This window comes from Agrobacterium leguminum, from assembly GCF_015704895.1.
Taxonomy (GTDB): Bacteria; Pseudomonadota; Alphaproteobacteria; order Rhizobiales; family Rhizobiaceae; genus Agrobacterium; species Agrobacterium leguminum.
Map to the genome: position 1 here is coordinate 216,555 of NZ_JADQWB010000003.1, position 25,483 is coordinate 242,037.

Sequence of the window (25,483 nt, forward strand, 5' to 3'; positions counted from 1 at the left end):
TGCCTCAGCCCTGTTCCCGGTTGTTCAGTTTTTCGAGGTAAAGCAGGATGCCGCTATGGTCGATATCGGCACCGCCATCACCAACGAAATCGTCAAATTCCCGCGTCACCTGCTGGGTAAGCGGCAGGTTGAGAGACAGATCCTTCGCTGTCGCCAGTACGCCGTTCAGATCCTTGAGCTGGAACTTGGAGGGACCGCCAGGTACGAAATTGCGCTTCACCATGCGGTCGCCATGCAGTTCCAGTATCCGGCTTTCGGCAAAACCGCCGCGAATGGCGTTGCGGAACCCTTCACGCGATGCGCCGCCCGCTTCCACCAGCATCATCGCCTCGGCAACCGCGCCGATGGTGATGGCGACGATCTGCTGGTTGGCGAGCTTGCAGAGCTGGCCAGCACCCGAGGGACCGACATAGGTGAGCCGGCCCATCGGCGCGAAAACATCCGCAAGGCCCGCAATCAGCGCCTCATCGCCACCCGCCATGATCGCAAGCGTACCTGCGGTCGCGCCCGGCACACCGCCGGAAACCGGCGCATCGACATGCTGAATGCCCATCGCCGCTAGCCGGGAGGAATGTTCGCGCGCAATTGGCGGCGCAATCGAACTGCTGTCGATGACAACAGCACCCTTTTTCAGCGCTTCGGCCACACCCGCCTCGAACAGTACTTCGCCAACAGCCTTGCCGTCGCTCAGCATGGTGATGACGATATCGGCGCCTTTGGCGGCCTCCGCCGGCGATGCCGCGACGACCGCGCCATCGGCAACCAGTGCCTCGGCCTTATCGACGCTGCGGTTCCAGACGGTGACCGAAAAGCCGGCGCCCAGCAGGCGCCGGGCCATCGGCCCGCCCATCAGGCCCGTGCCGATAAAGGCAACGGACCGCTTCTTCTCCTCCCCGTCGACACTCATTTCAGTGAACCTCCCAGTTCGTCCTCGATATGAACCTGAATGATCTCTTCGAACGAGCTTTCAGCCGTAAAGCCGAGTTCGCGGGCACGCTTGGCTTCGAAACCGGGGGCCCAGCCTTCGCACATGCGCATGATCATCTCGTTCGGCTCGCGGCGAATAAGGGCAACGGCCTTTTCGCCAGCGACCTTGCGCAGCGCTTCGATCTGCTCGCCGACGGTGGCGCTGAGGCCTGGCATCGACAGGTTGCGGCGCGGGCCGACCTTATCGACGTCAATCGTTGCGCCATGGATAAGGAAGCCGACGGCGGAACGTGGCGAAGCGTGCCAGTGGCGAATGCTTTCCGGCACCGGCAGAACCGCTTCCTGGCCGACCAGCGGCTCGCGTAGGATATTGGAGAAGAAGCCGGAGGCGGCCGCATTCGGCTTGCCGGGACGAATGCAGATGGTCGGCAGGCGAATGCCGATGCCGTCAAAGAAACCGCGACGGCTGTAGTCGGACAGCAGCAATTCGCAGATCGCCTTCTGCGTACCATAGCTGGTCAGCGGCGTGGTGTGGAACTCGTCCGGGATCGGATAGGGAAGCGGCGCACCGAAAACGGCGATGGACGAGGTGAAGACCACGCGCGGCTTGTAACCATCCTTGCCATTGGCAATGCGGATGGCATCGAAGAGATAACGCGTACCGTCGAGATTGATGCGGTAGCCCTTGTCGAAATCGAGTTCGGCTTCACCGGAGACGATGGCAGCGAGGTGAAAAATGGCATCGGGACGGGCTTCAACCAGCTTTTCGGCCTCACCCGGCGCGGAGAGATCGGCGGCACGCGCATCGACTGTACCGGAAAAACCGGAGGGCGCTTCGGGCTGGAACACGTCGATAAGCGTGAACTTGTCGATCGGCTTGCCGCCCAGCGATCCATCCTTGACGAGACGCTGCGTCAGCTTGCGGCCAACCATGCCTGCGGCGCCGATGATTGCGATATGCATGTCTTCCTCCTCTTTGTCCCGGCCATTCTCCCGGGACCGAAAAAACATCATCGGCCAGTCGCCGATAAATTAGCTTGTAAGGTTGTCTGATAACCTTATATGATCGGATTGAAAATAGTATTTTTTCACAAACCGGCAAAAGCAAGGGCGAAAGAGCCCTGTCCGGAAATTTAGGGCGGATTGGACGGAGAGGGTGGAATGACGATCGTGAGCGAAACCGATATCGAGGAATTGCGGTTCTCGTTGAAGAACAGGCTCGGCGAGGCTTTGCTGCTGACATCGCAGGAAGACATGCTGCGCTATTGCCGCGACTGGCACGGCGACGTCACCAGCTCGGCCGTGGCCGTCATCCGCCCCCGGTCGACCAAGGAAGTCTCCGACACGGTTCGCGCCTGCGCGGAACTCGGCCTCGCCATCATCCCCCAGGGCGGCAACACCGGACTGGTGCTCGGTGGCATTCCCGATGCCCCCAAGCATCAGGTCGTATTGAGCCTCGAGCGCATGAACGCCATCCGCACCATCGATAGCGACGATTTTTCCGCCGTCGTGGAAGCCGGCTGCATTCTCTCGGAATTCAAGGATGCGGTTCAGGACAAGGGCATGTTTTTCCCTCTGTCGCTCGGCGCACAGGGCAGCTGCCGCATCGGCGGCAACGTCTCCACCAATGCCGGCGGCATCAATGTCCTGCGCTACGGCATGACCCGCGAACTGGTGCTGGGTCTGGAAGTGGTCCTGCCTGATGGCACCATCTGGAACGGGCTGTCGACGCTGCGCAAGGATAATCGCGGCATCGATCTGAAGCAGCTCTTCATCGGCGCGGAAGGAACGCTCGGCATCATAACCGCCGTTGCCGTCAAGCTTTACCCCAATCCCGAACATGTCGAGACGGCGCTGCTCGGCCTCAATTCGCTTGATGACGCCATCAAGCTTTACCGCCGCGCACGCCGCGAATGCTGCGACCTGATGTCCGCCTTCGAATTCATGCCGCCTGTCGCCTTCACACTGGCGATTGAAGCTATCCCCGATCTCAAGATGCCGATCGCCGGCGATTATCCGGCCTATGTGCTGATGGAAATTTCCGGCTCGGGCCTGGTGGATACCGCCGACCTGATGGGACGCTTCCTCGAGGGCGTCATGGAAGACGGTCTGGTGCTGGATGGCGTCATCGCCTCCTCGCGCGCGCAGGCGCAATCGCTATGGCTCTTCCGTGAGGGCATGAACGAAGGCCAGGCGCTGCGCGGCGCGCATATGCGTACCGACATTTCCGTACCTTTGTCGAAACTCGCGGCCTTCGTGGCCGAAGCCGAGGCGGAACTGGCAGAAAAACTGCCGGAGTGCCTCGCGGTTTCCTATGGCCACGTTGGAGACGGCAACGTCCACCTCAACGTGCTGCCGCCGAACGGTTCGACGCCGGAAGAGCGCGAGGCCCTCATCTACAAGTCCAAGACACTCGTTAATGAGGTCCTCGACCGCTACGTCGGCAGCATCAGCGCCGAGCACGGCATCGGTCGTCTGAAACGCTCCGATTTCGAGAGCCGGCTATCCGACGTGCAGCGCCGGATGATCACCGGCCTGAAAAACACCTTCGACCCTGATTTGCGGATGAATCCCGGTTGCCAGATAACCCTGCAACCGGATAGCTAATCGAGGAACGGCAAAGGCGGCTGAAAACGCCGCCTTTGAAAACCCCGCTGATGGCGAAGGAGGAAGTCGCCTGCCGCGGGAAAACGAACCAATCGTTTCTGTGGAACGGGAGCAACCATGACGCTGGAGTTCAATCAGATACATCGCAACGACCATCTGCCCGGCCGTATCGCCGCGGAGATTGCGCGCGAAATCAATGATTCGAAGCTCGGACCGGGTGACAGGCTGCCGACCGAACATGTTCTGGCAAAAACCTTCGGCGTCAGCCGTTCGGTCATCCGCGAAGCGATCGCACAATTGCGCAACGAGGGTTTTGTCGAAACCCGACAGGGTGTCGGCGCATTCGTCACCGATCCCCGGCAACGACTATCCATCCGCATCGAGCGGTCGCGGCTGAACGACCCGGAAAATTTCCGCGATCTTTTTCAGCTTCGCATGCCGCTGGAAATAGAGGCGGCGGGGCTGGCCGCATTGCACCGCAGCCCGCAGCAGCTGACGCGGCTGGCGGCAGCTTTGGAAAAGATGAAAACCGCCGATGACTGGTCGACGGAAGGCGTTGCCGCCGATCTCGACTTCCACCGCATTCTGGCGGAAGCGACTGAGAACGAATATTTCCTGATGTTCCTCGGCTTCATCGCAGAACGCATCAGCTCCGCCATCAACATCGCTTTCTCCCGCGCGGTTTTTGGTGAAATTCTCGAGGTGACGATCGCCGAACATGTGGCAATCTACGAAGCCGTCGAGAAGGCCGATGCCACTGCCGCCAAGAACGCCATGCGCAAGCATCTGATCGGCGCAGCCAGCCGGGTCAATCTCGAACTGGATATCTTCTGAGCAGCAAATGAGCACGCCGGCAAAGCTATAGGACAGGTTTACGGCTTTCCGGGAATTGAGACGCGAAACACGATAATTTTGTCGGCAAGGCCGCTAGACTCGTAACAAAAGTCATACTAAGAAGAATGGGATTAGGTTGTCAGACATCCAGACAATAAGACCGCAGGAGGCGGCCTGTCGGGTGCTGAAGGGGAGGACTACATGACCGGTACAAGGTCCATCGACGCTACCGCAATTTTGCCTGAAGATTTCGAAAACGCGCTGCTCGTCGGCCGCGTCTGGTCGAAAAGCGAAGGCGGCCCCTGCCCCGTCCTGCTGAAGGGCGGCGTACTTTATGACCTCACTTCGATTTCCCCTACCATGTCCGAACTTCTGGAGAAGACCGATCTGCTGGAGCGGCTCGCCGACACTGGCACTTTCGTCGCACTCGGCGCACTGGAAGCTTTTCTGGACGGTTCCGCCGGCGAGCTCCTTGCCCCCAACGACATTCAGGCCGTCAAGGCCGCCGGCGTCACCTTCGCCGACAGCATGCTGGAACGCGTGATCGAAGAGCAGGCCAAGGGCGACCCGCTGCGTGCGCAAGAAATTCGCGGACGGCTGGCGCCGGTTCTCGGCGACAATCTCAAGGGACTTGAGGCCGGCTCCGAAAAAGCGGCCGAAGTGAAGAAACTGCTCCAGGAAATGGGCCTCTGGTCACAATATCTGGAAGTGGGCATCGGCCCGGATGCGGAGATATTCTCCAAGGCGCAGGCCATGGCTTCCGTCGGCTGCGGCGCGCTGATCGGCGTTCACCCGAAATCGCAATGGAACAACCCGGAACCGGAAGTGGTGCTTGCCATCGCTTCCGACGGCCGCATCGTTGGCGCAACACTCGGCAACGACGTCAACCTGCGCGACTTTGAAGGCCGCTCTGCCCTGCTGCTCAGCAAGGCGAAGGACAACAACGCTTCCTGCGCCATCGGCCCTTTCATCCGCCTGTTTGACGGCAATTTCACCATTGAAGATGTGAAGAAGTCGCAGATATCGCTTCTGGTCGAAGGCGAAGACGGTTTCACCATGACGGGCGTCAGCCCCATGGAAGCGATCAGCCGCACGCCGGAAAACCTCGCTTCGCAGCTCTTGAACCGTAACCACCAATATCCTGATGGCGCCGTCTTTTTCCTTGGCACGATGTTCGCGCCGGTGAAGGATCGCCATGGCCCAGGCCTCGGTTTCACCCATTCAAAGGGTGACCGTGTCGAAATCTCCACGCCCAAGCTCGGTAAGCTGATCAACTGGGTCACCACGACCGACGAATGCCCGGAATGGACATTCGGCACCGCGGCCCTCATGCGCAACCTGGCGAAACGAGGGCTGCTCTAGATATTTCTTCGGGAGGGGAAAATGCAAAAGACCATCAATCTCTTTTACCGGATTCTCGAAATCATTCTCGTCCTGCTGCTCGCCGGCATGTCGATCATGGTCTTCGTCAACGTCGTCATGCGTTATACGATGAACTCCGGCATCAACATCTCGGAAGAACTGTCGCGTTATTTCTTCGTGTGGCTGACCTTCATCGGCGCCGTGTTGACCTTCCGTGAGAACAGCCACATGGGCATCGAAACGCTCGTGATGTTTCTGTCCCGTCGCGCCCGCATCGTCTGCATGATCGTGTCGAACATCATCATTCTGGCCTGTTCCGCCATCTTCTTCTGGGGCACCTGGAAGCAGTCCGGCATCAACGCCAGCATGCATGCGCCCGTCACCAAGCTTTCGATGATCTGGGTCTATGGCGTCGGCATGTTCACCGGCGGCCTGATGTTCATCATCGCACTGGAACGCCTGTACCGTTACTTGACGGGCGGCGTGACAGAAGACGAAATCGCCCAGTTCGCGGGCGAGAATCTGACGATCGAACAGCTTTCGGAGCGCTGATACCATGACACTTCTCGTTTTTGTCGGCTCTCTGCTGGGGGCCATGGCGATTGGCGTTCCCGTCGCGTTCTCGCTGATGTTCTGCGGCGTCGTGCTCATGTGGTACATGGGCATGTTCAACACCGCGATTATCGCCCAGAACATGATTTCGGGCGCGGACACCTTCACGCTGCTTGCCATCCCCTTCTTCATTCTGGCCGGCGAACTGATGAATTCCGGTGGTCTGTCCCGCCGCATCATCGACTTTGCAATCGCACTCGTCGGTCATATCCGTGGCGGTCTCGGCATCGTGGCCATCGTTGCAGCCATCATCATGGCCAGCATTTCCGGTTCGGCCGCAGCCGATACCGCAGCCCTTGCCGCAATCCTCATCCCGATGATGGCGAAGGCCGGCTACAATATTCCGCGCTCCGGCGGCCTCATCGCCGCAGGCGGCATCATCGCCCCGGTCATCCCGCCATCCATGGCCTTCATCGTTTTCGGTGTTGCCGCCAACGTCTCGATCACCCAGCTTTTCCTTGCGGGTATCGTTCCCGGCATTCTGATGGGTGCATCGCTCATCATCGCCTGGCTGATCGTGGTCCGTAAGGATAACGTCAAGCCGCTGCCGAAAACCTCCGCCAAGGAACGCCTGACAGCAACCGCACGCGCCGGCTGGGCGCTCGGCATGCCGGTCATCATTCTCGGCGGCATCAAGGCAGGCATCATGACGCCGACAGAAGCTGCCGTGGTTGCGGCTGTTTACGCGCTTTTCGTCGGTATGGTGATCTACCGCGAACTGAAACCGGCCGATCTGTTCCACGTGCTTCTGCGCGCCGCCAAGAGCACGTCCATCATCATGTTCCTGGTTTGCGCAGCACTCGTCTCCGCATGGCTCATCACGGCAGCGAACATTCCGAATGAAGTCGCAGGTTATATCGAGCCGCTGATCGACCGCCCGATGCTTCTGATGGCCGCAATGATGGTGCTGGTCTTCATTGTCGGAACCGCACTCGACCTGACGCCGACCATCCTGATCCTGACGCCTGTTCTGATGCCTATCGTCAAACAGGCGGGCATCGACCCGGTCTACTTCGGCGTTCTCTTCATCATCAACAACGCCATCGGCCTGATTACTCCTCCGGTTGGCGTGGTGCTGAACGTCGTCAGCGGCGTCGGCCGCATCCCGCTCGGCAAGGTCACGGTCGGCGTCTGGCCGTTCCTCGTTGCTGAAACCATCGTACTGGCGCTGCTGGTGATTTTCCCAGACATCGTCCTCGTACCGCTGCAGTATCTTCGTTAATTCAACCTGCTTCTCGCAAACAATCCAAGGGAGGATATTATGAGAAAGCTTCTTCTGACCACCACGGCCATCGCTTTCGCCGTTGGCGCCGCCGCTCCGGCAATGGCCGAATTCAACAGCCGCAATATCCGCGTTTCGAACGGCATCAACCAGGATCATCCGGTCGGCAACGGCATCAAGGCCATGCAGGCCTGCCTTGACGACAAGTCCGGCGGCAAGCTGAAGCTGACGGCATTCTGGGGCGGCGCTCTCGGCGGTGACCTTCAGGCGACACAGGCCCTGCGCTCCGGCGTTCAGGAAGCGGTCGTGACGTCCTCGTCGCCGCTCGTCGGTCTCATCCCGTCGCTCGGCGTCTTCGACCTGCCGTTCCTCTTCGCCAACGCCAAGGAAGCCGATGCCGTCATGGACGGCGCCTTCGGCGACATGATGAACAAGAAGCTGGAAGAACAGGGCCTCGTAAACCTGGCCTACTGGGAAAACGGCTTCCGCAACCTGTCGAACTCCAAGCATGCCGTGAACAAGTGGGAAGACTTCTCGGGCCTTAAGGTCCGCGTGATGCAGAACAACATCTTCCTCGACACCTTCCAGAACCTCGGCGCCAATGCAACGCCGATGGCCTTCGGCGAAGTCTTCTCGGCGCTGGAAACCAACGCGATCGACGCGCAGGAAAACCCCTATGTTACGATCGACACCTCGAAGTTCTACGAGGTGCAGAAATACATCACCGAGACGAACCACGCCTATACGCCGTTCCTCTTCCTCTTCTCCAAGCCGATCTTCGACAGCTACACGCCCGAAGAGCAGACCGCCCTGCGTGAATGCGCAGTCGTCGGCCGCGACGAAGAGCGCAAGGTCATCCGCGAACTGAACCAGAAGTCGCTGGAGAAGATCAAGGCTGCCGGCCTCGAAGTGAACACGCTGTCTGCAGAAGAGCAGACCCGTATCCGCGAAAAGTCGATGGTCGTCTACGAAAAGCACAAGGCTGAAATCGGCGCAGACGTCGTCGACGCCGTTCTGGCGGACCTGAAGAAGATCCGCGGCCAGTAATCCTTACCGGATACAATTAAAAACACCCGGAGGTTCCGCCTCCGGGTGTTTTTGTTTGTGAAAATAGCCGACAGAAAAAAGGCTGCCGAAGCGGCCTTTCCAAAAGATCACGCCGTGCGGTTCTGCCGGTTGGCGATGAGATCTTCGACCACCGCCGGATCGGCGAGCGTCGACGTATCCCCCAGCGCACCAAAGTCGTCCTCGGCGATCTTGCGCAGGATGCGCCGCATGATCTTGCCGGAGCGGGTCTTGGGCAGGCCCGGCGCGAACTGGATCTTGTCAGGTGTCGCAACCGGTCCGATCTCGTTGCGCACGTGCTTCACCAGCTCCTCACGCAGCGCATAGTCACCATTCTGGCCCGCCATTAGCGTGACATAACAATAAATGCCCTGTCCCTTGATGGCATGCGGGTAACCCACCACGGCCGCTTCCGAAACGAGGTGGTGCGACACCAGCGCCGACTCCACCTCGGCCGTGCCAAGGCGGTGACCGGAAACGTTCAGTACGTCATCGACGCGGCCGGTGATCCAGTAATAGCCGTCCTCGTCACGCCGGCAACCGTCGCCGGTGAAGTACTTGCCCTTGTAGGTCGAGAAATACGTATCGACGAAGCGCTGATGATCGCCATAGACGGAGCGCGACTGGCCCGGCCAGCTATCGATGATGCAGAGATTGCCGTCAGCGGGTCCTTCCAGCACATTGCCTTCGGCATCGACGAGCTGCGGCTGCACGCCGAAGAACGGCCTTGTGGCCGAACCGGGTTTCAGATCGGTCGCGCCCGGCAGCGGCGAAATGAGAATGCCGCCGGTTTCCGTCTGCCACCAGGTGTCGACGATCGGGCTCTTGTCCTCGCCGACCACATGGTAATACCACTCCCAGGCTTCCGGATTGATCGGCTCGCCGACCGTCCCGAGAAGCCGCAGGCTCTCGCGCGAGGAGCGCTGGACGAACTGGTCGCCCGCCCCCATCAGCGATCTGAGCGCCGTCGGCGCGGTGTAGAAGATATTGACCTTGTGCTTGTCGATGACTTCCCAGAAGCGGCCCTGATCCGGGAAATTGGGAACACCTTCGAACATCAGCGTCGTCGCGCAGTTCGCAAGCGGCCCGTAGACGATATAGGAATGGCCGGTGACCCAGCCGACATCGGCCGTACACCAGAAAACCTCACCATCCTTGTAGTCGAAGACATATTCATGCGTCATCGACGTATAGACGAGGTAGCCGCCCGTCGTGTGCAACACGCCCTTCGGCTTGCCGGTGGAGCCGGACGTATAGAGGATGAATAGCGGGTCTTCCGCACGCATCTTCACCGGCGGGCAATCCGGCTTCACGGTGGCGATTTCCTGATGGTACCAGATATCGCGGCCGGGCGCCCAGCCGGTCTTGCCGCCGGTGCGGCGCACCACCAGAACCTTGTTGACGATGACATATTGTTTGGCGGCGATATCGATCGCCTTGTCGGTATTTTCCTTGAGCGGGATCGGCTTGCCGCCGCGCACGCCCTCATCGCAGGTGATGACGAAGGTGGACTGGCAATCGACGATGCGGCCCGCCAGCGCTTCCGGCGAGAACCCGCCAAACACGACGGAATGGATGGCGCCGATGCGGGCGCAGGCGAGCATCGCGTAAGCCGCTTCGGGTATCATCGGCATATAGATGGTGACGCGGTCGCCCTTCTTGACACCGTGCTTCTTCAGCACATTCGCCAGACGGCAGACATAGTCATAGAGCTGGTTATAGGTGATCTTCTTGTCGATATAGGGATTGTCGCCTTCCCAGATGATCGCCGTGCGCTCGCCATGCGTCTTCAGGTGCCGGTCGATACAGTTATAGGAAACGTTCGTCAGGCCGTCCTCGAACCACTTGATCGGCACCCTGCCCTTGAAGGACGTGTTCTTGACCTTGGTATAGGGCTTGAACCAGTCGATCCGCCGGCCGTGCTTGTCCCAGAACTTTTCCGGATCCTCGACGCTCTCCTGATACCATTTCTGGTAACGCTCATTGTCGATGAGCGTGCGGGCCTTCGCCGATTTGAGAACCGGGTAGATTTTGGCAGACATGAACTCCTCCTGGAACCGATATGGCTTTTAACGTGGCCCGAGACTCCCACCTCAGGCATGTGTTGAATTCATAGCAGTTCAAATCCGCACGGCAATTAGACAAAGGTCATTTGTTTCGCAAAGAATTGCAATTCTGATGCAATGCGGCTATAGAGCCCCCATATCCCGGAAATTAGTGGTTGATACCCACGGCCCGCGACACCGGCGCGGACGGACAGAAGGACTGTATCTATGGCTCAACAATTGCTCATGCCAAAGGCTACGGCTGTATGGCTAGTTGACAACACCGCGCTGTCGTTCGATCAGATCGCCACGTTCTGCAAATTGCATCCGCTCGAAGTCAAAGCGATTGCCGACGGTGAAGCCGCACAGGGCATCAAGGGTCTCGATCCGATTGCAACCGGACAGCTCTCCCGCGACGAGATCGCCCGCGCCGAAGGCAATCCGAACCACAAGCTCAAGCTTTCCGAGCCGAAGGTCCGCGTGCCGGAATCCAAGCGCCGCGGCCCGCGCTACACCCCGGTTTCCAAGCGTCAGGACCGTCCGAACGCCATTCTCTGGCTTGTTCGCAACCACCCGGAACTGAAGGATGCGCAGATCTCGCGTCTCGTCGGCACCACGAAGTCGACGATCGAGCAGATTCGCGACCGTACCCACTGGAACTCGGCCAACCTGACGCCGATGGACCCGGTGACGCTCGGCCTCTGCAGCCAGATCGATCTCGACCTCGAAGTCGAACGCGCCTCGCGCGGCCGTCCGCTTCCGACCGCGGAAGAACTCGACAATACGCTGCAGCCGGCAACGGTGACGGAAGGTCTGGACTACAGCTTCCAGCGCGAGGAAGACGAGCAGATCGACGCCGATGCGGTCTTCAAGAAGCTCAGCTCGCTGAAGTCTACGCAGAAGGACGAAGACGAAGACGATCACTACTGATCGAACGTCTTTTAGAGTTTGAAAACCCGGCCTCAGCGCCGGGTTTTTTATTTGCAGCCTTATCGCGTACCGAAGATCGCCGAGCCCACACGGACACTCGTTGCGCCGAATTCCACGGCGGTTTCGAAATCGCCCGACATGCCCATGGAAAGCTTCTCAAGCCCACATTGTTTGGCAAGTTTCGCCAGAAGCGCAAAATGCGGACCCGGATTTTCATCCGCCGGCGGAATACACATCAGTCCTTCGACCCGCAATTTCAGCTCATCCCGACAAAAGGCGACGAAAGCCACGGTCTCACGCGGATCGATACCCGCCTTTTGCGGCTCAAGCCCTGTATTGACCTGCACATAAAAACGAAGGCTGCGCCCCTGTTTACCGCATTCCTCGGCAAGTGCGCGGGCGATCTTTTCGCGGTCGACGCTCTCGACGACATCAAACAGTGCCACGGCATCCGCTGCCTTGTTGGACTGTAGCGGGCCAATCAGATGCAACTCGATATCAGGCGCCTTCTCTTTAAGCGCTGGCCACTTGCCCTGCGCCTCCTGCACGCGGTTCTCGCCGAACACGCGCTGGCCCGCATCGATGACCGGCTGAATCGCCTCCGCCTCGAAGGTCTTCGAGACCGCGACGAGGGCAACATCCGCCGCCTTGCGTCCGGATTTTTCCGCAACATCGGCAATGCGCTGCCTGACATCCTCAAGACGTGCTTCGATTTCCATCACAAGACCTTCATTTGAACCATTCGCAACGCTAACTAGACGCCGATTGCCTTGATGCCAAGCGGGTTTAGCACCATTTGAGGCACGCTGGCCAAGATTGAACGCCCGAATGCCCCGCCAAACTTGACGCCCCGGTCGTTTCATGGTGAAGGTCAGCGCAAATTTTTCCCCTCGATACCCGGAATTCTAAACAATGGCCATCGAACGTTACAATCCTCGCGACGCCGAGCCGCGCTGGCAGCAGAAATGGAACGAAGACAAGGTTTTCGTTACCGACAACAGCGATCCGCGCGAGAAATATTACGTTCTGGAGATGTTTCCCTATCCGTCGGGACGCATCCACATGGGCCACGTCCGCAATTATGCCATGGGCGACGTAGTCGCCCGCTACAAGCGCGCCCGCGGTTTCAACGTCCTGCACCCGATGGGCTGGGACGCCTTCGGCATGCCTGCCGAAAACGCCGCCATGCAGAACAAGGTTCACCCGAAAGACTGGACCTACCAGAACATCGCCACCATGCGCGGCCAGCTGAAATCCATGGGTCTGTCGCTGGACTGGACACGTGAATTCGCCACCTGTGACGTGGAATATTACCACCGCCAGCAGGCGCTTTTCGTCGATTTCATGGAAAAGGGTCTGGTCTACCGCAAGCAATCCAAAGTGAACTGGGACCCGGTCGACCATACCGTTCTGGCCAACGAGCAGGTGATCGACGGCCGCGGCTGGCGCTCCGGTGCGCTGGTCGAACAGCGCGAGCTGACGCAATGGTTCTTCCGCATCACCGATTTCAGCCAGGACCTGCTGGACGAGCTGGATACGCTCGACCAATGGCCGGAAAAAGTGCGCCTTATGCAGAAGAACTGGATCGGCCGCTCCGAAGGCCTGTCACTGCGCTGGCAGACCGTTGCCGACACGGCACCGGAAGGTTTCTCCGACATCACCGTCTATACGACGCGCCCGGACACCCTGTTCGGCGCATCCTTCCTGGCAATCGCCGCCGACCACCCGCTGGCGAGAGAACTGTCCGCTAACAACCCGGCAATTGCCGAGTTCTGCGACGAATGCCGCCGCCATGGCACCTCGCTCGCAGCACTCGAAACGGCTGAAAAGAAGGGTATCGATACCGGCGTCAAGGTCGTGCATCCGCTCGATCCCAGCTGGGAGCTGCCGGTCTATGTCGCCAATTTCGTGCTGATGGACTATGGCACCGGCGCGATCTTCGGCTGCCCGTCGGGTGACCAGCGCGATCTGGATTTCGCCCGCAAATACGGCCTGCCGGTCGTGGCTGTCGTTGCCCCTGAAGGCCCCGATGCTGCAAACTTCACCATCGATGATACCGCCTTTACCGATGACGGCGTGATGATCAATTCCAGCTTCCTGAACGGCATGAAGACGGCTGACGCCTTTGAGGCGATGGCGCAGAAGCTTTCTGCGCAGACGTTGGGCAACACGCCGCAGGCCGAGCGCAAGGTCAATTTCCGCCTGCGCGACTGGGGCATTTCCCGCCAGCGTTATTGGGGTTGCCCGATCCCGGTCATCCATTGCGAAGTCTGCGGCGTCGTACCGGTCCCGAAAAAAGACCTGCCGGTCAAGCTGCCCGACGACGTGACTTTCGATGTGCCCGGCAACCCGCTGGACCGGCACCCCACCTGGCGTCATGTCTCCTGCCCGCAATGCGGCCATGACGCGCGTCGCGAAACCGACACGATGGATACCTTCGTCGATTCCAGCTGGTATTACACGCGCTTCACCGCGCCGTGGGAAGACGCACCGACCGATCCGAAGGTCGCCAACCACTGGCTGCCGGTCGATCAGTATATTGGCGGCATCGAGCACGCGATCCTGCATCTGCTCTATTCGCGCTTCTTCACCCGCGCCATGCGCGAGACAGGCCATGTCGGCGTCAAGGAACCCTTCAAGGGCCTGTTCACGCAGGGCATGGTGGTGCACGAGACCTATAGCCGCGGCGAAGGCACCGCACGCGAATGGGTGCCGCCGGCCGAACTCAGGATCGAGGAAAACGACGGCACGCGCCGCGCCTTCCTGCTCTCTTCCGGCGAAGAGGTGAAGATCGGCTCCATCGAGAAGATGTCGAAGTCGAAGAAGAACGTGGTCGACCCCGACGATATCATCGCATCCTACGGCGCCGATACCGCACGCTTCTTCGTGCTGTCGGACTCTCCGCCCGATCGCGACGTCATCTGGTCCGAAGCCGGGGTGGAAGGCGCAAACCGATTCGTCCAGCGCGTCTGGCGCATCATCGGCGAAGCGGCGGAAGAGCTGAGAACCGTCCAGCCGAAGCCTGCGATCGAAGGCGAAGGGCTGGCGGCCTCCAAGGCGGCCCACAAGACGCTGAAGGCTGTTCAGGAAGATCTGGACAAGCTCGCCTTCAACAAGGCCATCGCCCGCATCTACGAACTGGTCAATGCGCTGGCCGGCCCGCTCGCCGATGTTGCTTCTGGCGGCAAACCTGAGGACGTCAAGGCGGCCGCGCGCGACGCCGTCGAAATCCTCATCCGCATCATTGCCCCCATGACGCCGCATCTGGCGGAAGAATGCTGGTCCGCACTGGGCAATACGGGCCTCGTGGCCCAGACGCCGTGGCCGGCCTTCGTCGCTTCGCTGGTCGAGGAAAACGATGTGGTCATGCCCGTGCAGGTCAACGGCAAGAAGCGTGGCGAATTGACAATCGCGCGCGATGCGGATCAAGATGCGGTCCGAACGGCCGCCCTTGCGCTGGATGCCGTCAAATCCATTCTTGCCGGTGGCGAGCCCAAGAAAGTCATCGTGGTTCCGCAGAGGATTGTGAACATTGTTGTCTGACGTTTTTTCAAGATGGGGCCGCGTCGCGGCAGCAATTTCCGTCGTGACGATGGCTGGTCTTCTGGCAGGCTGCCAGGTGCGCCCGCTTTATGGGGAAGCTTCCGGAACCAAGGAAAGACTGGCGGCCGTCAGCGTCTCCGACGTCGGTGGCAGAGTCGGGCAGGAAGTCCGCAACCAGTTGATCTTTCTGATGTCCGGCGGCGCTGGCGAACCCGCCACGGCGCAATATAACGTCAAGATTTCCGTAAGCTCGAGCGCCACGTCAACGGAAGTGCAGAATTACGACCTGACGACCCGCGCGAACAACAATTACGATGGTCCCTACCCTGGTCGTGTCGTGATGAGCGGTCAATATGTGCTGACACGCGTTTCCGACGGTCAAATCCTGCGCTCCGCACGCCGCAGCGTAACAGCGCAGGTGGACCTGCCGCAGCAGGAATTCGCCAAGATCCGGGCAACCCGCGACGCCGAGAACCGTGCGGCCCGGGAACTGGCTGAAATCATCCGCACCGATATCGCCGCCACGCTCGGCCGCTGAGAGCGGCGGCCGTGACGGAGATAAAGTCCCATGAATTTGAGCGCTTCGCCGAAAATCCGGCGGAGCGCTTTCGCGTTTTCGTCCTTTACGGCCCGGATCGCGGTCTCGTGTCGGAGCGCGCAGGCGTCATCGCCAAAAAGACCGGTATCGATCCCGATGACGCTTTCGCATCGCTGAAACTGACCGCATCCGATCTGCAGGGCGACCCCGGCCGCCTGCTCGACGAGGTGAATGCCATCGGCCTTTTCGGCGGCGAAAAACTCGTCTGGGTAAAAGGTGCTGCGGCCGAAAAGGCGCTGGTGGATGCGCTGCAGATTCTTGCCGAGACACCGCCGGAAGCGAGCTTCCTCATCATCGAAGCAGGCGACATCAAGAAGGGTACGGGACTACGCAAGATCGCAGAACCGGCACGCTCCATCGCTGCGATTCCCTGCTATGCCGACGATGCGCGCTCATTGAACGCATTGATCGATCAGGAACTCTCCGCCGATAATCTGCGCATTGCACCAGCCGCACGACAGAGGCTAATCGAATCCCTGGGTGGTGACCGTATTGCCTCGCGCAACGAAATCCGCAAGCTGGCGCTCTATTGTCGCGGAGCCGACGTGGTCGAGGAAGACGATGTGCTGGCGATCATCGGAGACGCCAGCACAGTTTCCGCAGACGATGCCGTCGACGCCATTCTGAAAGGCGACAGAAACGCCTTTTTCCACGCGACGCAGAAGATCGTCTCTTCGAAGACCCCGATCTTCCTTGTGCTCCAGGGGTGCCTCAAGCAATTCCAGTTGCTCGACCAGATGCGGGCCGAAATGGATGAGAAAAAACTGCAGGCCGGTCAGGTCATGCAGACACTTGGACGCCACATCCATTTCCGCAGAAAACCCATCATCGAAAGAGCACTGCGAACCTGGCAGCCAGCGGCGATCGCCCGCGAGATGAACCGTCTGCAGGCCGCCATCCTGCAAAGCCGTCAGCGGCAAAGCCTGGAGGAAAGCGTGGCCCTTCTGACATTGCTGTCGACCACGCTGCAATCCGGCCGCGGCGGATGAGGCCCAGCAAAAAGCCCTCGCGCTGCTGCTGCGAGGGCTTTTTAAATCATGGTTTCGCGGTCAGGCCGTAAAAACTCAGTCGCCCTGTCCGGGCTCGGCGGAGAAATAAAGCTCGAGCTTGCCTTCGACACCGTCCATTTCCTTGGCTTCCGGCATCGGGTCGCGCTTGATCGTGATATTAGGCCAGATTGCCGCATATTCGGCATTGAGCTTCAGCCATTTATCGAGACCCGGCTCCGTATCGGGCTTGATGGCTTCGGCGGGACATTCCGGTTCGCAGACACCGCAATCGATGCACTCGTCGGGATTGATCGCGAGGAAATTTTCACCCTCGTAAAAGCAGTCGACGGGGCAGACCTCAACGCAATCGGTATATTTGCAGCGGATGCAATTGTCGGTCACGACATATGTCATGATGAACTCCAGAATATGCAGGCCGGGTCTGTGGGCTTCGGAACACAAGCCGTCGCCCGGAATTCAGACAGGGCAATTTCGCAAGTGACGTAATGCCTTTGCTTGCAGATAGCAAGGATAAACAATTCTGAAAAACGGGTGCGACCCGGAGGTTTATTCTAATCTTTGCTTCCGTCGCTGTCAGACAGAAATCTGTCGAGCGCCCTGCGCTCTTTTTTGGTGGGACGCCCGCTGCCTGGCTGGCGCAACGCCTGCTCGAGAGGTGTCAGCCTGTCGGAAGGTTCCCGCGGCGGCGTCTCGTCTTCATAGAGAAGTCTGGCTTCGTCATAGGGTCCACGCCGTGTTCCGCCGGACTTGACGACAAGCACCTTGTCCATCCGCTCGAAGCCGATCTCCAGCCTGTCGCCCGCCTTCACCACATGGCTGGACTGGCGAATGGCAATGCCGTTGACCTTGACGTGGCCCGACTGAATGTAGCTCTGGGCAAGCGAACGGGATTTGGCCATGCGGGCAAAGAACAGCCACTTGTCCAGACGCTGACGCGTGCTTTCCAGTGGCTGTTCGCTGCGTCCCATGGGCTTACTTCTTCAGCTGCTCCTTGAGGGCAGCGAGCTTTGCGAAGGGCGAATCCGGATCGAGCGGCTTTTCCTTGCGCGGCGGCTTGGCTTCGAAGCGCTGCTGACCCTGCGGCTTTCCGCCACGGTCATTGCGTTCCGGCCGGTCCTTGCGCTCCCCGCGATCGTGACGATCGTTGTTGCGGTTGTTGCTACGGTCGGGACGTCCGCCATCGCGCTTGCGCTCGCCGTCGCCACTGCGATTGGCAGCTTCGCGGTTTGCACCGTCACGATTGTCGCGACGACCTTCACCGCGACGCTCGCCCTGTTCGCGCGCTCCTTCACCACGGCCCTGACCGCGATTGCCGGGACGACGGTTTTCACCACGCTGATTTTCGTTGCGACCACCCGGACGCCACAGAAGAACGGGCTTGGGCTCGGCGGCCTCAGCGCTTTCCGGCACGGCCTCGGCTACGACAGCCTCTTCGCTGGCAGCTTCCGCAACCGGCGCCTCGACAGCTTCGCCTTCGACAGCAGCCGCCGTCTCGGACACCTGTTCTTCGGAAGCCGGCTCGTGTTCCTCGGTCTCGACGCTTTCCTCTTCAGCCGTCGCCGCTTCCGCGGCAGCCGGAGCAGAGGCACCGGCGTGGCTGGCGAGGAAGGCCTGCGCCTCTTCCGCCGTCACCTGATCGGCGCGGTAACCGAGGCCCTTCAGAATTTCTTCCATGTCGTCAAGCGTCGCGCCGAGAATGGAAAGCATGGCGGTCGTGGTCGTGAAACGGCGACCGTCATAGGCGCCTTCCGGACGCGGCTGCTGACCGGGTTTCCACTGCAGCAGCGGGCGGATGAGATCGGCCAGGCGCTCTAGAATGTCGATACGCACGGCGCGCTTTCCGAGGAAGCGGAAACCGGCGAGCTTGTAGAACATACGCTCGAAGCTGGCATCCGTGACGACCGAGGTACGACCTGCGGCCAGCACCGGAATGAGATCGCCGTAACCCGGCTTGCCGAGACCGTCATTCTTCAAAGCCCAGAGTAGCGTCACAAGCTCCGCCGGGGCGGGCTTGAGAAGCGCAGGCAGGAAAACGTGGTAGGCGCCGAAACGCACGCCGTAACGGCGCATGGAGGCGCGCGCATCCTGATCCAGAGACTTCACGTCTTCGGCAACGTCGCGGCGGAACAGCACGCCAAGATTTTCCACGAGCTGGAACGCCAGACCCTTCGCCAGACCCTGAAGGTCTTCGGCGCGGGAAATATCGTCCAGCGGCTTCAGCACGGTCGCAATCTGATGATTGACGAAACGCTCGACGCGCGCCAGCGCGTGATCACGGGCATTGCCGTTCAACTGCTCGTCGGCAAGCAGGATCACCCGTGGCTTCATGATGTTGTCGCCGGCCGAAAGGCGGGCAACCGGTTCGCCCAACCAGCGAACCAGACCATCGGAGCTCAAAGCGAGATCGCCATTTCCACTGGCATGCAGACGCGCGGCACGCGCCTCGAATTCGAGCGCGAGCGCCTTCTGCGCCGCAGCCTGCACGGCCTTCTGATCCGGCCCTTCCATTCCCGGCACCGGCGTGAACCGGAACCCGGCCAACTGGCCGACGTGATGACCTTCTACGAAGACATCACCATTTACACTGATTTCAGCTTCAAGCATCGCATTCTCTCTCAGGCGCCTCATGAGCACAGATGTCCTGCGATCAACAAAGCGTTTCGTCAACCTTTCATGTAGCGCATCGGACAATCGATCCTCGATTTCCCGAGTCTTTTCTTGCCAGTGTGTCGGATCGGCAAGCCATCCTGGGCGGTTCGATACATAAGTCCATGTTCTGATCTGCGCAATCCTCGCAGACAAGGTATCGATCTCTCCATCCGTCCGGTCGGCGCGACGTACCTGCTCGGCCATGAAATCCTCGTTCACCGCCCCGCGTTTGACGAGGTCGAAATAGAGCGTGGAGATCAGGTCGGCATGCTGGGCAGGAGCAATACGGCGATAGTCGGGAAGCGCACACGCCTCCCAGAGTTTTTCCACCCGCGAATCGGTCGTCGTCACATCGATGATCTCGGGATAACGCGACAGATATTCCAGCGCCTGCTGGTCGATTGCCGGCAGGGCGCGCGAAAGTCCCTGGATCGCCGGCGCGGCATCGAGGCTCAGGCGCAGATTGGCGATGGAGGAAAAATCGAAATTTTTCGTCCGCCACTGCAGAACCTTCACCGCATCGAACTGATGGGTTTCGATCCGTTCCACCAGCTCGTCATCGAACGGATCGACACGCCCCGTCACGCCGAATGTGCCATCGCGAAGATGGCGGCCGGCGCGGCCGGCGATCTGGCCGATCTCGCCGGGATTGAGATTGCGGAACTGATAGCCGTCGAATTTGCGATCCTGCGCGAAGGCGACATGGTCGACATCGAGGTTGAGACCCATGCCGATGGCGTCAGTCGCGACAAGATATTCGACATCGCCGGATTGGTAGAGCCCCACCTGCGCATTGCGCGTGCGCGGCGAAAGCGCGCCCAGCACCACGGCAGCACCACCGCGCTGGCGGCGCACCAGCTCGGCGATGGCATAGACCTCATCGGCGGAAAAGGCGACAATCGCCGTGCGTTGCGGCAGGCGGGTTATCTTCTTTTGACCCGCATAAAAGAGCTGCGACAGGCGCGGGCGTTCCACAACGGTAATTCCCGGCAGCAGTTTTTCGAGGATAGGGCGCATCGTGCCGGCGCCAAGCAGCAGCGTTTCCTCCCGCCCGCGCAGATGCAGCACCCGGTCGGTGAAGATGTGCCCGCGCTCGAGATCGCCCGCCAGCTGCACCTCGTCGATCGCGACGAAGGCGGCCGTCGTCTCGCGCGGCATGGCTTCCACCGTGCAGACGGAATATTTGGCTTTGGGCGGTGCGATTTTTTCTTCGCCGGTAATCAGCGCCACATTCGGCGCCCCCACCTTTTCAACGAGGCGGGTATAGACCTCCCGCGCCAGAAGACGCAGCGGCAGGCCGATGACACCGCTGCCATGCGCGACCATCCGCTCAATCGCGTAATGGGTCTTGCCAGTATTGGTGGGGCCGAGAACGGCCGTGACACCGCGGCCGCTCAGGATCATGGGGCGAAAATTCAACGTACTATCCGCGAATCGACTTCATCTGCTTGCCGTGCGCCCGGCATCACCGATACGGGCCTCACGCACCACACATGGCAACGCCCGCTGACAAAGGCAATAGGCCTCACCCGCAAAGTGGCGCAGGGCGACCTGTCGACGGAATTTTCCGTTCAGATTCAACCAGTTGAATAAACAAAAAGAATCCGGCGAAAATGAAATCGATTCGGCAGCGGAACAGTCTGCGAACGAATCGAATACGAATCGCTGACTCGATGGGATTCAGCTTTTGTTCTCCGCAATATCTGGTTGGCGATGGCGCAGACCATACCAGATTATGAATCCGGATAAGTCCTTGGCCGGATTCGGCTTTACGGTAAAGCCGACGGGCGGAAAATCCCGGAATCGGCTGTCAAGCGGCAATCCCGGAAAAGCCGATCCGAAAGATGACGAAGGGTCGGGTCAGAGCGCCTCGCCGGCAAGCAGACGCGGCGCATTAGCATCCGTCGTTCCGGCGGCCTGACCGATGAAATAGGATTTGAGACCCGGCAAACGATCCACCACGCCGAGACCGAAATCACGCATGATACGGATAGGGCCAATATCGTTGGAGAAAAGCCGGTTCAGCACATCCGTCGTCACGCCCATCCGCAACGTGTCGAAACGCCGCCAGGACTGGTAACGCTCCAGAACGTTGAGTGAGCCGATATCGAGGCCGAGCCGGTCGGCCTCGACCACGGTTTCGGCGAGAGCCGCCACGTCCTTGAAGCCAAGATTGAGGCCCTGCCCGGAAATCGGGTGAATGCCGTGCGCCGCATCGCCCGCAAGCGCGAAACGCGGTGCAACGAAAGAGCGCGCCAGCGTCAGACCCAATGGGAAGGCGCGGCGGGGACCGACCGGACGAAGAGGACCGAGCTTGTGACCGAACCGGCGCTCCAGTTCTTCCTCGAACACCAGATCGTCGGAAGCTACCAGCCTGTCGGCATCGGCCGTGCGTTCGGTCCAGACGAGTGAAGAACGGTTTCCCTTCAGCGGCAGGATGGCGAAGGGGCCGGATGGCAGGAAATGCTCCTCGGCGCAGCCCTCATGCGGCCGCTCATGCTCAACCGTCGTCACGATACCGGACTGATCGTAAGCCCAGTGCACGGTCTTGATACCGGCCATGTCCCTGAGTGCGGAGCGAACGCCGTCACAGGCAATCAGCAATCGCGCTTCGAGCGTCGACCCGTCGGAAAGGCGAATGGCCGTCGACTGGGGACCCGCGGTAAAATCGGAAACACTGAGACCGTGACGGATTTTTATGCCAAGGCGCTCGCACAGGCCTCGCAATGCGCCCACCAGAGCGACGTTCGGAACCATATGGGCAAACGGCCTGCCTTCTTCCACGGCGCCGTCGAAAGTCAGGAACACGGGACGCACCGGATCGGCGGTCTTCGAATCGGTGACGATCATCTTGTGTATCGGCTGGGCTTCCGGCTCGATTTCGTTCCATATGCCGAAAACATCGAGCATCCGGGTGGCTGCCGCAATAATGGCGGAAGCGCGAACGTCCTTCGACCAGACATCCTCGGGAGAGGCCTCAACCACCTGTACATCAAGATGCGGGGCCGCCTGCTTGATTGCGACAGCAACGGAAAGACCGACATATCCGCCGCCTGCCACCACTACGTCCAGCATCGCGCTTCTCCTCAAATCTTGTGCACGCATCATCGGCGCACTATAGACCATGTGACGTCTTCCTACAGCCGGAGCAGGCCGAAAAAATGTCGCATCCCTCGCAAACGTCAGACCCGATGGCCAATCTCATCGCCACACTCGATCTTGAGAAGCTGGAAGAGAACCTGTTCCGGGGCGAAAGCCCGCAGATCGGCTGGCAGCGGGTTTTCGGCGGCCAGGTCATCGCGCAGGCCCTGATCGCCGCGCAGCGGACCGTGGATAACGACCGTTTCGTGCATTCGCTGCATGCCTATTTCATGCGCCCCGGCGATCCGCTGGTGCCAATCGTCTACCAGGTGGAACGCATCCGCGACGGCGCGAGCTTCTGCACACGCCGGGTGGTCGCCATCCAGCATGGCAAGGCCATTTTTTCCATGTCGGCCTCGTTTCAGATATTCGAGGATGGTTTCGACCATCAGATCAAAATGCCTGACGTGACGCCGCCTGAAAAACTGATGAGCGAGGAGCAGATGCAGGCAGCCTTTCTTGCCAAGGCGCCTGCCTCTATCCGCAAATACTGGAGCAACAAGCGGCCGATAGAGATACGGCCGGTATCGCTGACCCACTATATCTCCAAGGAAAAACTCGAACCGCAGCAGGATATCTGGGTCCGCGCCGTCGGCTATGTGCCTGATGATCCGCGCCTGCAATCGGCCATTCTCGCCTATCTGTCGGATATGACCCTGCTCGACACCTCGCTCTACGCCCATGGCACGACCATCTTCGATCCGTCCATTCAGGTGGCGAGCCTCGACCACGCCATGTGGTTCCACCGCCCCTGCCGGCTGGACGACTGGCTGCTCTACACACAGGACAGCCCCAGCGCTTCCGGCGCACGCGGTTTGACCCGTGGCAATATTTTCACCAGACAGGGTGAACTGGTCGCCTCCGTGGCGCAGGAGGGTTTGATCCGCAAAAGGGCAAATGATTAAATAATGTGCTTTTTTTGAAAATCGCACATTTAATAGACGCAAATTTTGGCGACAAATGCCCCTTTTTCAGACGCCCTTCATATAAGTTTTATATTTCAATACGTTAGATACACACTCAAAACTGGCACGCCCTTTGAATGTATGTCCGCAGTCGCTGTTACTGATCTGCCAGCGGCAGGAGAGTCGGCTCCGTGCCGAGGACAAAACAAAGGATGGGAAACCAGATGAAAATTGTGATGGCCATTATCAAGCCGTTCAAGCTGGATGAAGTGCGCGAAGCGCTCACCGGCGTCGGCATCCAGGGCCTGACCGTGACCGAGGTAAAGGGTTACGGACGCCAGAAGGGGCATACCGAGATTTATCGCGGCACGGAATATGCGGTGAGCTTCCTTCCCAAGCTGAAGATCGAGATCGCAGTTCCATCCGACGTCGTCGACAAGGCTGTCGAAGCGATCGCGTCTGCGGCAAAGACCGGGCAGATCGGTGACGGCAAGATCTTCGTTTACTCTATCGAACAGGCCGTGCGCATCCGTACCGGCGAAACCAACACAGAAGCGCTTTGAAGCACGGCTGACAGGGGAGTTTTCTAGCTATGCAACTCAACAAGTTTTCAACGCTCGGCAAGCTGGGCGCCGCAGCGGCGGCCCTGATGGCTCCGGCCATCGCCTTTGCCCAGGATGCCGCGCCGGCAGCAGCCGCAGCGCCCGTTCCGGAAAAAGCCGACACCGCATTCATGTATGTCGCGACGATCCTCGTGCTTTTCATGATCATTCCGGGCCTGGCCCTGTTTTACGGCGGTCTCGTCCGCACAAAGAACATGCTCTCCGTTCTCATGCAGTGCACGGTCGTCGGCGCAGTCATGATGCTCGTCTGGGTAATCTACGGTTACTCCTTCGCCTTTGGCGGCGGCACCGGCCCTTATTTCGGCGGTTTCGGCAAGCTGTTCCTGTCGGGCGTTTCGCTTGACAGCACCTCGGCAACCTTCTCTGAGGGCGTCGTGATCTACGAATACACCTTCATCGCCTTCCAGATGACATTCGCGGCCATCACGCCGGCGCTGATCATCGGCGCCTTCGCAGAACGCGTCAAATTCTCCGCCGTCATCCTCTTCACCATCCTGTGGGCCACCTTCGTCTATTTCCCGATCGCTCACATGGTCTGGGATGCAAACGGCCTGATCTTCGGCATGGGCGCTCTCGACTTCGCCGGCGGCACCGTCGTTCACATCAATGCCGGTATCGCAGGCCTGATCGGCGCGATCATGGTCGGCAAGCGTACCGGCTTCGGCAAGGACATGATGGCCCCCCACTCGATGACGCTGACCCTCGTCGGTGCAGCCATGCTGTGGTTCGGCTGGTTCGGCTTCAACGCCGGCTCCAACCTCGAAGCTTCGGGCGGTGCGGTTCTCGCAACCATGAACACCTTCCTCGCAACCGCAGCCGCCATCGTTTCCTGGTCGCTAGTTGAAAGCTTCACCCGCGGCAAGGCCTCCATGCTGGGCGCCGCTTCGGGCATGATCGCCGGTCTCGTCGCCGTCACCCCCGCCGCCGGCTCCGTCGGCCCGATGGGCGCCATCGTTCTCGGCCTCATCGTCTCGCCGATCTGCTACTTCTTCGTCTCCGTGGTGAAGAACAAGTTCGGTTATGACGACACCGCCGACGTCTTCGGCGTCCACGGCATTGGCGGCATCATCGGCGCTCTCGGCACCGGCATCTTCACCTCGCCGCTGCTTGGCGGCACGGGCAAGGAAGACTTCTCCATCGCCTCGCAGCTCTGGACGCAGTTCGTCGCCGTCGCCATCACCATCGTCTGGTGCGCCATCGTCTCCGCGATCCTCTACAAGATCGTCGACGTGATCGTCGGTCTGCGGGTTCCGGTCGAAGCCGAACGCGAAGGTCTCGACCTAGCAACCCATGGCGAAGCCGCCTACCACTCCTGATATCCGGGAAAAGGGGTTCTCCATCCCCTCTCCCAAAAGAAGGCCCGCTCCGGCGGGCCTTTTTCTTTGCCGTAAATCCGAAGCGCTTCAAAAA

The 25,483-nt window shown here is 59.9% G+C and carries 21 protein-coding genes; 13 read left to right on the forward strand and 8 right to left on the reverse strand.

Annotation, left to right across the window (positions count from 1 at the left end; genetic code table 11):
* Window positions 1-4: 4 nt before the first annotated feature.
* Together I3J13_RS06705 and denD are read right to left on the reverse strand one after the other, a co-directional pair.
* Entirely contained in the window at window positions 5-907 is a 903-nt protein-coding gene (locus I3J13_RS06705; protein ID WP_196378340.1) for an NAD(P)-dependent oxidoreductase, read from the reverse strand.
* The gene (gene denD / locus I3J13_RS06710) at window positions 904-1,890 is read right to left on the reverse strand and encodes a D-erythronate dehydrogenase (protein WP_196378341.1); all 987 of its coding nucleotides are present in this window, start codon (window positions 1,888-1,890) and stop codon (window positions 904-906) included. Before denD ends, I3J13_RS06705 begins: the two co-directional genes overlap by 4 nt.
* A gap of 198 nt (window positions 1,891-2,088) precedes the next feature.
* Here denD and I3J13_RS06715 point away from each other — a divergent pair, with 198 nt between their 5' ends.
* From I3J13_RS06715 to I3J13_RS06740, 6 genes are all read left to right on the forward strand, one after another.
* The gene (locus tag I3J13_RS06715) at window positions 2,089-3,534 is read left to right on the forward strand and encodes an FAD-binding oxidoreductase (protein ID WP_196378342.1); all 1,446 of its coding nucleotides are present in this window, start codon (window positions 2,089-2,091) and stop codon (window positions 3,532-3,534) included.
* Window positions 3,535-3,651: 117 nt separating this feature from the next.
* Window positions 3,652-4,368, forward strand: coding sequence for a FadR/GntR family transcriptional regulator (locus tag I3J13_RS06720; RefSeq protein WP_003520305.1), 717 nt, complete (start codon window positions 3,652-3,654; stop codon window positions 4,366-4,368).
* A 201-nt stretch (window positions 4,369-4,569) separates the two neighbouring features.
* Complete coding sequence (locus I3J13_RS06725) at window positions 4,570-5,730, forward strand: fumarylacetoacetate hydrolase family protein (protein WP_196378343.1); 1,161 nt, start codon at window positions 4,570-4,572, stop codon at window positions 5,728-5,730.
* A 21-nt stretch (window positions 5,731-5,751) separates the two neighbouring features.
* Window positions 5,752-6,282: a TRAP transporter small permease gene (locus I3J13_RS06730; RefSeq protein ID WP_196378344.1), complete on the forward strand. Its 531-nt coding sequence runs from the start codon at window positions 5,752-5,754 to the stop codon at window positions 6,280-6,282.
* 4 nt (window positions 6,283-6,286) lie between these two features.
* A complete protein-coding gene (locus I3J13_RS06735) occupies window positions 6,287-7,564 on the forward strand; it encodes a TRAP transporter large permease (RefSeq protein WP_035265222.1) in 1,278 nt (425 codons plus the stop codon).
* Window positions 7,565-7,603: 39 nt separating this feature from the next.
* Entirely contained in the window at window positions 7,604-8,611 is a 1,008-nt protein-coding gene (locus I3J13_RS06740; RefSeq protein ID WP_059759801.1) for a TRAP transporter substrate-binding protein, read from the forward strand.
* Between the two features lie 107 nt (window positions 8,612-8,718).
* On the opposite strand, the gene acs is transcribed toward I3J13_RS06740, so the two are convergent.
* Complete coding sequence (gene acs / locus I3J13_RS06745; protein ID WP_080852976.1) at window positions 8,719-10,671, reverse strand: acetate--CoA ligase; 1,953 nt, start codon at window positions 10,669-10,671, stop codon at window positions 8,719-8,721.
* Window positions 10,672-10,902: 231 nt separating this feature from the next.
* Between acs and I3J13_RS06750 the strand changes: the two genes are divergently transcribed.
* Window positions 10,903-11,604, forward strand: coding sequence for a DUF1013 domain-containing protein (locus I3J13_RS06750; protein ID WP_196378345.1), 702 nt, complete (start codon window positions 10,903-10,905; stop codon window positions 11,602-11,604).
* Between the two features lie 59 nt (window positions 11,605-11,663).
* Here I3J13_RS06750 and I3J13_RS06755 read toward each other — a convergent pair whose 3' ends face one another.
* Window positions 11,664-12,323, reverse strand: a complete 660-nt coding sequence (locus I3J13_RS06755; protein ID WP_196378346.1) for a YggS family pyridoxal phosphate-dependent enzyme — start codon at window positions 12,321-12,323, stop codon at window positions 11,664-11,666.
* A gap of 193 nt (window positions 12,324-12,516) precedes the next feature.
* Here I3J13_RS06755 and leuS point away from each other — a divergent pair, with 193 nt between their 5' ends.
* From leuS to holA, 3 genes are read left to right on the forward strand one after another with little or no spacing between them, the layout of a single operon-like run.
* A complete protein-coding gene (gene leuS, locus I3J13_RS06760; protein ID WP_196378347.1) occupies window positions 12,517-15,147 on the forward strand; it encodes a leucine--tRNA ligase in 2,631 nt (876 codons plus the stop codon).
* Window positions 15,140-15,685, forward strand: a complete 546-nt coding sequence (locus I3J13_RS06765) for an LPS assembly lipoprotein LptE (protein ID WP_059759796.1) — start codon at window positions 15,140-15,142, stop codon at window positions 15,683-15,685. The genes leuS and I3J13_RS06765 overlap by 8 nt, the downstream gene beginning before the upstream one ends.
* A gap of 11 nt (window positions 15,686-15,696) precedes the next feature.
* A complete protein-coding gene (gene holA / locus I3J13_RS06770) occupies window positions 15,697-16,734 on the forward strand; it encodes a DNA polymerase III subunit delta (RefSeq protein WP_003520295.1) in 1,038 nt (345 codons plus the stop codon).
* Between the two features lie 75 nt (window positions 16,735-16,809).
* Here the strand turns inward: holA and fdxA are convergent, their stop codons facing one another.
* The 4 genes from fdxA to I3J13_RS06790 form a co-directional block, all read right to left on the reverse strand.
* Window positions 16,810-17,148 carry a ferredoxin FdxA gene (gene fdxA / locus I3J13_RS06775; RefSeq protein ID WP_003520294.1) on the reverse strand — a complete coding sequence of 113 codons (339 nt, stop codon included), beginning with the start codon at window positions 17,146-17,148 and terminating at the stop codon, window positions 16,810-16,812.
* A 158-nt stretch (window positions 17,149-17,306) separates the two neighbouring features.
* Entirely contained in the window at window positions 17,307-17,723 is a 417-nt protein-coding gene (locus tag I3J13_RS06780) for an RNA-binding S4 domain-containing protein (protein WP_196378348.1), read from the reverse strand.
* Between the two features lie 4 nt (window positions 17,724-17,727).
* The gene (locus I3J13_RS06785; RefSeq protein ID WP_196378428.1) at window positions 17,728-20,808 is read right to left on the reverse strand and encodes a helicase-related protein; all 3,081 of its coding nucleotides are present in this window, start codon (window positions 20,806-20,808) and stop codon (window positions 17,728-17,730) included.
* Window positions 20,809-21,264: 456 nt separating this feature from the next.
* Window positions 21,265-22,590: a ubiquinone biosynthesis hydroxylase gene (locus tag I3J13_RS06790; RefSeq protein WP_420867940.1), complete on the reverse strand. Its 1,326-nt coding sequence runs from the start codon at window positions 22,588-22,590 to the stop codon at window positions 21,265-21,267.
* On the opposite strand from I3J13_RS06790, the gene tesB reads away from it, so the two are divergent.
* The 3 genes from tesB (at window position 22,566) to I3J13_RS06805 (ending at window position 25,389) form a co-directional block, all read left to right on the forward strand.
* Window positions 22,566-23,450: an acyl-CoA thioesterase II gene (gene tesB / locus I3J13_RS06795; protein WP_196378349.1), complete on the forward strand. Its 885-nt coding sequence runs from the start codon at window positions 22,566-22,568 to the stop codon at window positions 23,448-23,450. The genes I3J13_RS06790 and tesB overlap by 25 nt on opposite strands.
* Window positions 23,451-23,662: 212 nt before the next feature.
* Entirely contained in the window at window positions 23,663-24,013 is a 351-nt protein-coding gene (locus tag I3J13_RS06800) for a P-II family nitrogen regulator (protein ID WP_004444057.1), read from the forward strand.
* A gap of 29 nt (window positions 24,014-24,042) precedes the next feature.
* A complete protein-coding gene (locus tag I3J13_RS06805; RefSeq protein ID WP_020810628.1) occupies window positions 24,043-25,389 on the forward strand; it encodes an ammonium transporter in 1,347 nt (448 codons plus the stop codon).
* Window positions 25,390-25,483 lie beyond the last annotated feature (94 nt).